The 9,965-nt window shown below is 71.2% G+C and carries 8 protein-coding genes; 3 read left to right on the top strand and 5 right to left on the bottom strand.

Going from position 1 to position 9,965, the window contains the following annotated elements; translation table 11 throughout:
- Window positions 1-1,649 precede the first annotated feature (1,649 nt).
- Window positions 1,650-2,366 carry a hypothetical protein gene (locus ACZ6ZI_RS39580; RefSeq protein WP_469529820.1) on the top strand — a complete coding sequence of 239 codons (717 nt, stop codon included), beginning with the start codon at window positions 1,650-1,652 and terminating at the stop codon, window positions 2,364-2,366.
- A complete protein-coding gene (locus tag ACZ6ZI_RS39585; RefSeq protein WP_469529822.1) occupies window positions 2,363-2,836 on the top strand; it encodes a MarR family transcriptional regulator in 474 nt (157 codons plus the stop codon). Before ACZ6ZI_RS39580 ends, ACZ6ZI_RS39585 begins: the two co-directional genes overlap by 4 nt.
- A gap of 108 nt (window positions 2,837-2,944) precedes the next feature.
- Here ACZ6ZI_RS39585 and tpg read toward each other — a convergent pair whose 3' ends face one another.
- The 5 genes from tpg to ACZ6ZI_RS39610 all read right to left on the bottom strand — a co-directional run bounded on the left by tpg (window position 2,945) and on the right by ACZ6ZI_RS39610 (window position 8,953).
- Window positions 2,945-3,499 (bottom strand): telomere-protecting terminal protein Tpg, encoded by a 555-nt coding sequence (gene tpg / locus ACZ6ZI_RS39590; protein ID WP_469529825.1) that lies wholly within the window; start codon window positions 3,497-3,499, stop codon window positions 2,945-2,947.
- Window positions 3,500-3,502: 3 nt separating this feature from the next.
- A complete protein-coding gene (tap, locus tag ACZ6ZI_RS39595; RefSeq protein ID WP_469529828.1) occupies window positions 3,503-5,770 on the bottom strand; it encodes a telomere-associated protein Tap in 2,268 nt (755 codons plus the stop codon).
- A 109-nt stretch (window positions 5,771-5,879) separates the two neighbouring features.
- Entirely contained in the window at window positions 5,880-6,809 is a 930-nt protein-coding gene (locus ACZ6ZI_RS39600; RefSeq protein WP_469529831.1) for a ParB/RepB/Spo0J family partition protein, read from the bottom strand.
- Window positions 6,806-8,068: a ParA family protein gene (locus ACZ6ZI_RS39605; protein ID WP_363063787.1), complete on the bottom strand. Its 1,263-nt coding sequence runs from the start codon at window positions 8,066-8,068 to the stop codon at window positions 6,806-6,808. Before ACZ6ZI_RS39605 ends, ACZ6ZI_RS39600 begins: the two co-directional genes overlap by 4 nt.
- A 168-nt stretch (window positions 8,069-8,236) precedes the next feature.
- Complete coding sequence (locus ACZ6ZI_RS39610; protein WP_469529834.1) at window positions 8,237-8,953, bottom strand: ScbR family autoregulator-binding transcription factor; 717 nt, start codon at window positions 8,951-8,953, stop codon at window positions 8,237-8,239.
- A 420-nt stretch (window positions 8,954-9,373) separates the two neighbouring features.
- On the opposite strand from ACZ6ZI_RS39610, the gene ACZ6ZI_RS39615 reads away from it, so the two are divergent.
- Window positions 9,374-9,965: hypothetical protein (locus ACZ6ZI_RS39615; protein ID WP_469529837.1), on the top strand; the 592-nt coding region annotated here is incomplete at its 3' end.

Below are 9,965 nucleotides of genomic sequence, written 5' to 3' on the forward strand. Positions count from 1 at the left end.
GGGGGGGGGGGTGGGGCGCTGCGCGGCCAAACGCGCCCGGTGGGGGGCGGTTGGGCCTCCGCTTCGCTGAGGCCTAGGCAGAGACCCCCCTCGCTGCGCTCGGGGGAGGACCGCTTCGCGGTCCGAGGCCGGCCCTTCGGGCCGGTGGGGCCTCCGCTTCGCTGCGGTCTTGGCAGGGGCACTGCCTCGCTGCGCTCGGCGGAGGGCCGCTTCGCGGTCCGAGGCCGGCCCTTCGGGCCGGTGGGCCCTCCGCTTCGCTGCGGTCTTGGCAGGGGCACTGCCTCGCTGCGCTCGGCGGAGGGCCGCTTCGCGGCCCGAGGCCGGCCCTTCGGGCCGGTTGGCCCTCCGCTTCGCTCGGGCCTAGGTAGGGACTCCCCCTCGCTGCGCTCGGCGGAGGGCCGCTTCGCGGCCCAAAACCGGCCCTCGGGGCCGGTTGGGCCTCCGCTTCGCTCCGGCCTTGGCAGGGACCCCGCCTCGCTGCGCTCGGCGGAGGGCCGCTTCGCGCCCCAAAGCTGCCCCTTCGGGGCGGTTGGGCCTCCGCTTCGCTGCGGCCTTGGCAGGGGCACTGCCTCGCTGCGCTCGGCGGAGGGCTGCTTCGCAGCCCAAGGCCGGCCCTTCCAGCGGGTTGGGCCTTCGCTTCGCCGAGGCCTTAGCAGAGACCCTGCTTCGCTGGGTTCGGCGCAGGACCGCTTCGCGGACCGACTTCGTTTCGGGCTAGGGGGTGCTGAGCCCTGCGTAGCGCAGCTGGGGGCACAGCTGGAGCTTGGGGGCTTGTCTGGCTGCGTTTGGTGCAGACCTGGTTTCTGGGGCGCCGGGCAGGGGTTCCGCGGGTTGAAGTGGCTTGTGGGTGGGGGTCTCTGGCTTCTTGGGGAAGTTTTGACTTCGGGCGGTTGGTGGGTTCGAGGGCGTGGGCCTGGTGGTGGTTCAGGTGGGTGAGGGGCTGTTGTTTTTGGTTCCGGTTCAACGATTGGGTGCCGCTCCAGTGGGGCGCTGGTCGGGAGGCGTAGAGCTGGGTGGGGTTTTGAAGTGTGCAGGTTGGGGTGTGGCTGGAGGTTTCTTGGAGTGTTGTTGGAGGTTGGGAAGTGGGCGTTAACGGCGTTAATGCCGGTGGAGGGGCTGATTCAAAGTGGTGGTGAGATAGAGACGGGAATCAGTCAGATTCCGCGAGGTTATGGACAGGGTGTCCGAGAGCCTCCCTTCGGCCGGCCGGTGCTTCGGGGTGTCAGAAAGTGCGGTGGCGTTGAGCGTTGAGACGAGGTTCAGTGCGCGCAGCGCGGCAGGAGACGGCCTATAGAAGGTACGGAGATGGATCGTCGCAGGTCAGGCGGGGTGCGGGGGGAAAGTTATGTCCCCTCAGGAGGGACATAACTCGATGGATGTGTCCCTGGTGGGGGGACAGAACGGCTGCAAAACGTCAGTGAGGCTGACGGTTTTTGGGCTAAAACGTCGGGGAGACTGACGTTCTTCCGGAGATACGTCCCCGAACTGCTGGAGGGAGGGGACGGGTTGGGTGGGGGCCGGGGAGGGGTGCCGGCGAGGGGGCGTGGCCGAGATGTGTCCCTGCTGGGGGGACATAAGACACGCCGAACGTCAACGAGCGTGACATTAGTGTCACCCTTGTTGACATACTCTCTCTGCAGATCAACGAAGTGGAGAGCATCCTCGTGTCATCAGAGCCACAGCGCCGTCGGCCGAGTCCGTCGCGCGCGCCGCGTCCTGATCTCCCCGTTGATGACGCGATCTCGGCATGGAGTCAGCCACTGGCTCCGGTCAAGGACCTGGACAGCCTGGCGAAGAGGTATCCGAGCCGGAAGCTGACGCTGGACGGCGAGCGCAAGCCGCTCGAGTTCTACGGGACGCAGAGTCAGCCCAATGCCTTTTCCATGGACAGCCTCGAGTTTTTTCTGGTGATCGCCCAGTACTTCAGGGAAGCATTGCCGTTGAGGCTGATCCTGCTGCTGATCGCGTGCCAGCGCGCGGGGGGGCGGATTCCACTTACTCAGGAGGAGATGGCTACGATCCTGGACGTCAGTCGGACGAAGACGTCGGAGGCACTGCACACCGTCATGTCTCATGGGATCGTCTTCAAGGTGCGGCGGGGTGTGTACCAGTTCAACCCGCCCTACAGTTACCGGGTGGCCGAGTTCATCCCGGGGACGGAGACGGCGGGTGAGTTCGTGAAGGTGGAGCAGCACAGCACCATCTCGCAGATCCGTGGCGATACGAGCCTGCCTGATCTGGTGCGCTTCCCGTCGCTGGACCACATGCGGCAGGCAATCGAGGAACTGCGGGCCGAACGGTCCAGAGAGCGCGCTGCGCGCCGGCTGAGCCGGGCACAGCGCAAGGAAGAAGGGACACCTCAGTGAGCACCTTGCGATTCGCTGCGGTCAACGCCGACGGGCTTCTCTCCGACCTGGACCTTCCGCCCGCGGCGTACCGTGTGTTGCTGAAGCTGCGCTCGCTGAGTGAGCCCGGGGGTCGGATCCTGATCGACCAGGCCACCATCGGGGGGATGCTGGAGCTGAGCCGGCCGAGCGTGAACGCGGCGCTGCGCAGCCTGGAGCTCGCGAAGCTGGTGCGCAAGGTCCGCAACGGCGTCTACCAGATCAACCCGATGCTGGCCGGCTACAACTCCTTCGAGGACGCCGTCGCCGCGGTGAACGGGATGCCCGCCGAGGAGCGTCTGGACGCGCGGGGTTACGTCGCCAGTTACCACCAGGCGGTGGCGGAGTACCAGGACCAGTTGGCGGAGCAGCGGAAGAAGCGGGCGGCGCAGGCCGCGGCGAAGAAGGCCGCGGAGTCGAAGCGGCGGAGGACGTTGCACGCGGTGGGGTGACAACGGCCCCGTGGAGGCCCCTGAGGGGGTCCAGGAGCGTGGAAGGCCCCGGGTGGATGGATCCACCCGGGGCCTTCGGTTTCAGGGGCTTGGAGGGGCTGTTGGGGGCTAGAAGGCGAAGTCGACGTAGTCGATGTCCGTGAACTCGACGAGGAGGGTCGTCGCCCGTGCCCCGTTGTCCTTGAAGTAGATCTCCTGGAGGGCCTCGGCCGCGATGTGGCGGAGCTGGGCCTCGGTGGCGCCGGCCTCCTGGGCGGTGAAGAGGCGGCCCGCGTACTCCGGGGGAAGGTGCTGGGTGATGCGGCGCATGCGGCCGTCGTCGGTGGTGCCGGGGGCGGCGGTGAAGCCGAATCGGGCGCGGGTCTCGATGACGACGCCGGTGGTGCGGGCGGCCTGGTCGCGGGCGCGCTTGCGGACCAGGGGCTGCCAGCGGCGGCGTACCTCGGTTTCGAGGCGGGCGGCGAGCGCCGGCTTCGGTTGTTTGATCTGGTTGCGCACGTAGCGTTCGACGGTGCGCTGGGAGATGCCGAGGAGGGTGGCGGCCTCCTTGGTGGACTTGAGCTGTTTGACGAGGAAGCGCATCTGGGCGCCCGCCGACTTCGGGATCGGGCGGGTGAAGTGCTGCTCGTCGGCTCTGCTGAGACCGTCTGAGATGTCGGACACGGTTTACTCGCCGTCTGCGGCTGCGTCGTGGCCCTTGATGTGGCGGGCCGGGTTGATGTGTTCGTCGAGGAGTCCCACGGCCCACAGGAGCGGTTGGGTGCCCTCGTGCTTGACCATGCCGGGGCTGACGCCCAGGCGGAAGCCGCCGGGCAGGGGCTTGCCCTCGGGGGTGTGGGGGAGGAAGTCGAGGGGGCCGGGTCCGTCGGAGAGGTAGACGGCGCAGTCCGACAGGACCGCGATGGGGTGGAGGTCGGCGGCCTCGGCCAGCTTGCGCATCTTGCGGTGCATGTTGACGCGGGCCGTGGAGATGACGGCGGCGCGGATGTCGGGGCGCCAGGTGGGGCGTTCGAGGGCGGGCCAGGCCTCGCCGGGACGGTAGCCGGCGCCCTGGGGGCGTTCGCGGAGCTTGCCGATGCCGCCCTTGACCGTCGACTTGATGGCGGACAGCACGGCTACGGGGGCGGGGTCGTCCTGTGACTTGTGGGTGGTCATCGCGTCCAGGAACTCGGCTTCGGTGAGCGAGGTGGTGACGCCGAGGTCGGCCATCGTCGCGATGTAGGCGTCGCGCAGGCGGGTGTACCAGGCGTCGAGGTACGGGCCGTTGTCCGGGCGGATCCACGCCTCGGTGGGGCGGACGTCGTGGCCGAGCTCCAGGGCGTAGGCGAGGGTCGGGGTGGCGTACCAGGCGGGTCCGGTGGGGGGCTTGCCGTGCGGGGTGAAGGGGCTGGGCAGGCGCGGGTCGTGGGGGACGGCCGAGAGGTCCGCGAGCCAGCAGCCGGGGGTCTTCGGGTCGAAGCGGGGGCGGTCGGTGTGGACGGCCGGGCCCAGGCCCACCGGGAGGCGGTTGGCGGCCGCGGCGAAGGCCATGTTCACGTCGATGCCGACGGCGTGGGTGCGGGCGCACTCGGCGTCAGTGAGGAGTTCGGGGTCGCGGATCCAGTCGTAGGCCTCCTCGTCGAGGACCTGGTCCGGGGTGCGCTGGTGGGCGCGCGGGTACAGGGCCGCGACCACCGGGTGCTCGTCGGGGGCCTCCGGGGGAGCGGGGTCGACGGGACGGGTGAGGGAGCCGGCGACGGGGGCGGATTCCCAGGCGTTCGTGAGGGGGTTGCGGGCGGCGCGGGTGGGCGGGCGGAGCGCCGTCATGAGTTCGAGGCCGGTGACGGCGGTGGAGCCTCGGGGGGTCAGGACGCGGGTGGCGTACGTCGTGAGGACGTCGGCGAGTTCGGGGGCCGGGAGTTCGGCGGTGTCCTCGCCCCAGGCGCGGGGGTCGAGCGCGCCCCAGGGGAGTACGGCGAGTTGGACGCACTGGCGGCCGGTGGCGGCGGTGGCCGGACGGTAGACGCGGGCCCAGGGGCCGAAGCCGCGGCGGGTCAGCTGCCACTTGGCCTTGGTGAGCTGCCGGACCACCGCGTGGTTGTCGGGCAGGCGGAGGGCGCGGCGGTCTTCGAGCGTGAGGGGCAGGCCGAGGGCTTCGGCGGCGGGGGCGGTGAGGACGAGCAGGGGGTCGCCGTCCTTGCCGTTGCGGTGGAGCCGGGGGGCGCGGAGGTCCGCGTCGGGGCCGAGGGCCCAGGTGATGAGTGCGGGGAGGTCCGCGGTGGGGTGGGCGAGGACGAGGCCGCCGGCGGCGTGGGCCTGGCCGGTGCCGTCGAGGACGGCCAGGGGGCCGTTGCCCGCGAAGGGGGTGGGGGGCGTCGGCCGGGGGCGGGGGTGGGCTTGAGGCTGGGGCTGGGGCTTCTGGGGTGCCGGCTCGGGGTGTCGGGGGGAGGGGGCGACTTCGGGGTCGGCGGCGTTAACGGCGTTAACGCCGTTAACGGTGGAGGGGGGTGCGGGGGGTGGGGGTGTGTCGGTGGGAGGTCCGGCGTTAACGGCGTTAACGGGGTGGGGGGAAGGAGGCGGGTCGGTGGGGGTGGGGAGTCCGGCGTTAACGGCGTTAACGCCGGAGGGGGGTGTGGGGGGTGCCGGTGTGTCGGTGGGGGGCGCGGCGTTAACGCCGTTAACAGCGTCGGTGGGGTGGAGGGCGGCGAGGCCTTCCAGGAGGCGGGCGTACGCGGCGCGCTTCGGGGGGCGGGGGGCCGTGCGGCCCGTTTCCCAGGAGGTGACCGTTTCGCGGCGGACCGAGAGGGCCTTGGCGATCTGGTCCTGGCTGAGGCCGGCGGCCTCGCGCAGGCGCTTGCGCTCGTCCGGGTGCGGCAGCCCGTCCTGCGCGGCCGCCTCTTCGAGCAGGGCGTCGACCGCTGCGAAGAGGGTGGTCTGTTCGTTCTTGTCGCTCATGGGTACCTCCGGGTGCAGCCTATGCGAACCGCACGTTTGAACGCACATGAAACGCACGTGGGGGCGTCGACGGCGTGGTGCCGTCAGCGCCCCCGGCGTGGGTGTGGCCTCAGATGCGGGTGATCAGGAGCTCGGTGACGGCCTTCAGGTCGTCCGGCGTGAGGTGGGCGGTGAGGGCGTCCGCGATGGTCTGCGGGGAGTCGGTGGCGATCGTGATGCGGGGAGCGGGAGGAAGGGGAGGGGAGGGAGGGGTCGCCGGGGCGGTCGGGGCGTTAACGGCGTTAACGCCGTTAACGGTCGGCGGCGTCGGGCGGGTGCGCTGGCGCGGGGGATTGACCGCGTTGAGGCTCTCGGCCGCCGCCGTCGCCTGCTCCTCCTGGGGAAGGCGGCCGATGCGCCGGGCCGGCTCCACCTTGAGCTCGCCGGTCTCCACCTTCTCCTGGAGGCTCGGGGTGAGGTTGAGGAGCGTCAGGCGCTGGGAGACCCAGGCGGCGGTCTTGCCGAGCCGCTTGGCCACCTGGGCCTGGGAGCCGTGCACCTCGACGAGCTCCTGGAGGGCGCGCGCCTGGTCCATGGGGGCCACGTCGACCCGGTGGACGTTGGCGATGAGGGCCGATTCGAGGATGTCGGCGGCCGACGCGGAGAGGGCGTCGTTCACGTGGATCTGGATGGTCTTCAGGCCCGCGAGCTGTGCCGCCGCCAGCCGGCGGTTGCCGTCGATGACCACGTACGGGGCACGGCCGAGGCCGTCGGTCTGTCCGGGGTGGGCCTCCATGAAGGCCATGCGCGTGGCGACGGCGAGCGGCTGGAGCTGGCCGCGGGAGATGAGGGACTGGGCCAGTTCGTCGATCTCCGTGAGGTCCTCGCGGAGGTTGAACGGGTTGTGGGCGAGGGCCTCGATGGGCACCTCGGACGGCGGGACGACCCCGGAGGTGGGGGCGCCGGTGGCCTCGGCGATCGCCGCGCGGCGGGGGCTGACGCCCACGGGCTGCGCGCGGGCGAAGGACGCCGAGACTCCGAGCTTGTCGGCCTTGCTCATGAGATCTCCCGGGCGAGGGCGCGCAGTGCGACGGCTTGGTCGCCCTTGGGGGCGTAGACGAACAGCGGCTGCTTCACGCGTACGGCTTCGCGCTGTTCCTTGAGGTCCGGGACGATCGCCACGACCCGCGGATCCTTTATGTCCATCCAGGCCTGGAGGGAGGAGGTCGCGATGTAGCCGCGGCGGCCGTCGTAGAGGTTCACGACGAGGCCGAGGTAGTCGATGTCCAGGCTGAGGTCGTCGCGCAGATCGTTGATCTGGGAGGTGAGCAGGTCGTAGGCGTCGGCGGAGGAGTCCTCGGCCTGTACGACGATCAGGGCCCCGGAGGCGCCGGGCTGTTCGGCGTCGCGGCGGCGGCCGTAGTAGATGGCGGCGTCCATGCTGAGGCCGAGGCTGGGCGGGCAGTCGATGAGGATGACGTCGTAGTCGGACTCGACCGGGGCGAGGGCGCGTTCGAGGGCGGCCTCGCGGGCGCGGACGGTGGAGAGGCGGACGTCCAGGAGGAAGGCGTCCGTGCAGGCGGGCAGGATGTGGAGGCGGTCGCCGAAGCGCTCGTCCGGGACCTGGACGATCAGGTCGGAGAGGGGGCCCTTGGCCTCGCCGGCCATGTGGCAGGTGAGGCTGTCGCCGCCGATGGGCAGGGGCTGGCCGCCGAGCTGCTTGGTGAGGTGGCCCTGCGGGTCGAAGTCGACGAGCAGGACGCGCATGCCCAGGCCCGGCAGGTCTTCGAGGTCCAGGGGAGTGGTGTGCTCCGGGTGGTGCGGGGCGTCGCCCTCGGTCGGGGCGAGGCGGGCCAGTTGGCGGGCGACGCGCACCGGGTGGAGGGTCGAGGGGTCCTCGGCGAGGGCCTCGGCGGTGCCCGCGGTGATGGCGGTCTTGCCGACTCCGCCCTTCTGGTTGCACACGACGATGCGGCGGACGACGGCCGGTCGCCGCACGGTGGGGGCCGGGTTCATCTCCAGCCAGAGGCGCACCGCCTGGGCGAGACCCTGGATGAGGGAGACGCCGCGGTCCTTGGCGTCCGTACGGAAGGAATCCCACTGACCGGCGGGCAGCCACGTCGAGAACGACTCGGCGCCGGAGGTGTCGACGGGGGAGGGCGCGGAGGCGAGGGCGCTCCAGTGGGCGATGCCCTGGTGGACGGCGTCCTGGATGTCGACCCGCAGTTGGGCGGTGCGGATCTTCAACTCCTGGCGGAGCCACGGGGGGAGCTTGGAGACGACCTTCTCTCGGTCGCTCTGGGACGAGGGCGAAGTCATGAGAGGGACTTTACTAACGTTCTGGGGTGCGTGTGAGCGCCACGCTTGAGTTTTGCTAACGAAGTGGGTCGTGGGTGTCGGGAAACGCGACAGGGCGGCCTCGCACACGCCGTAGCGAGCACCCCCGTGGTTCACCACGGCGTGTGCGAGGCCGCCCTGGACGCGTCGTCAGCCGACGGGAAGCGCCGGGACGGTGGGCGCGGGGGCCGGACCGACACCGGGGTCGAGGTCGAGGTCGAGGAGGTCGAGACCGAGCTCGGCGCGGCAGGCGGGCGAGCCGGCCGGGTCGAAGAGGGGGATGCGCGGTCCGGGGACGATGCCCGGAAGGAGGTAGTTCCAGAGGTCGACGACCCGGGTGTGCAGGTCCTCTCGGCCGGTGCGCACGTGCGAGGTCACCTGGATGCCGGTGAAGGAGCCGACGAGGAAGGTGGAGAGGTCGTTCACGTCGACCGACGGGAAGAGGTCTCCGCGTTCCTTCGCCGGCGCCAGACAGCCGCGGCTGGTCTCGATCCAGGCGTTGTACGGGGACGGGTCCGGGTGCGTGAACGACCCGAACTCGATCACCAGGCGGATGCCGGCGCGGACGCGGACGTTGGTGCGCAGCCCGAACGCCATCTGGTGGGTGAGGTCGATGACCGTTTGAAGGCCCGGTTCCTCGATGGCGGGGACGTCCTTGGAGACCTGGAACTGTTCGTCGATCAGGGTGCGGGCGAGGGCTTCCTTGGACGGGAAGTGGAAGTAGAGGGCGCCCTTGGTGACCCCGGCGTGCTTGACCACGTCGCTGAGGCTCGTGCCGCCGAAGCCGGAGCGGTCGAAGGCGATGGCCGCGCCCTCCAGGATCGCCTGTCGGGTGTTCTCCGCCCGTTCCTGCCTGACCCTCGCCACGTGGGTTTCTCCTGATGCCTGTTGGGGTCGCTGGTACGGGTCAATGTAGTGCGACCCCGAGAAAGAAAACCAGTCGACAAGTACTTTTAAGGGCGGAGTGGAGTGGGGTTTTGGTGGTGTGTGGGGGGTTGTGCGGTGTTTCTTTTTGGTGGGTTGGGGTGGGGGCTGGGCGTTAACGGCGTTAACGCCGTCAACGGGTGGGGGCGTTAACGCCGTTAACGCCGTTAACGCCGGTGAGGCCGGCGGTGGTGGGAGCCGGCGTCGTCCCGGCGGCGCGTGAGGAAGGTGCGGGGCCGGGCGGTCGACGTGTATGCATGCCCGCATGGACACGTTCGCGGTAATCGACGTCGTTTCGGAGGCGGAGCGGGAGGGTGTGGTGCCCCGGCGCGCCGCGCGGGGCGAGGGGCGGGCCGCGCGCTGATGGTGCCGCTGTTGTTGCTCCTCGTCCCGGCCGCGCTTGTCGGCACCTGCTTCCTGCTCGGCTCCGCGTTCACCGGGTTCGCCCGGGCCGCGTCCCGCGGCGGCGGACGCGGGACCTGGCCGCGCGCCCTCGCCGCCCTGTTCGGAGCCTGCGCGGCCGGCTGCTACGCGTGGGGACTGCTCCACTTGGCGGGGGCGGTCCTGGAGACGGAGGACGGCGGCGCCGGCTCCTCGCCGCCGGCGCCCTGCCGAATACCCGGCCGGGAGGCGCGGGCCGAGACCTTCGTCGACTACACCGTGACGTACGTGCCCCTGCGCTTCGTCTGCGAGACGGCGGACGGCGGCGGTTACGTCGGCGATTCCCTGCCCGCGTACGTGAACCCGGTCGCGTTCGGCTTCGCGCCGGTGGCCCTCGGCTCCTGGGGGCTCGCGGTCGCCGCCTCGCGGCGGCGGGCGGCCGGGGTGGCCGGGGTGGCCGGCGGGGAGCGGGGGGCGGGGGGGGGGGCGGCCCCCCCGCGCCCCCCCGGGGGGGGGGGGCGGGGGGGCCCGGGGGGGGGCGGGGCCCCGCCCGGGGGGGGGGCGCGGGGGGGCC

Source organism: Streptomyces sp. NPDC103540, from assembly GCF_055584445.1.

Excerpts from the sequence above, each read along its gene's own strand:
- tap (WP_469529828.1), bottom strand. The coding sequence starts at position 5,770 with ATGAGCGACAAGAACGAACAGACCACCCTCTTCGCAGCGGTCGACGCC.
- ACZ6ZI_RS39600 (WP_469529831.1), bottom strand. The coding sequence starts at position 6,809 with ATGAGCAAGGCCGACAAGCTCGGAGTCTCGGCGTCCTTCGCCCGCGCG.
- ACZ6ZI_RS39605 (WP_363063787.1), bottom strand. The coding sequence starts at position 8,068 with ATGACTTCGCCCTCGTCCCAGAGCGACCGAGAGAAGGTCGTCTCCAAG.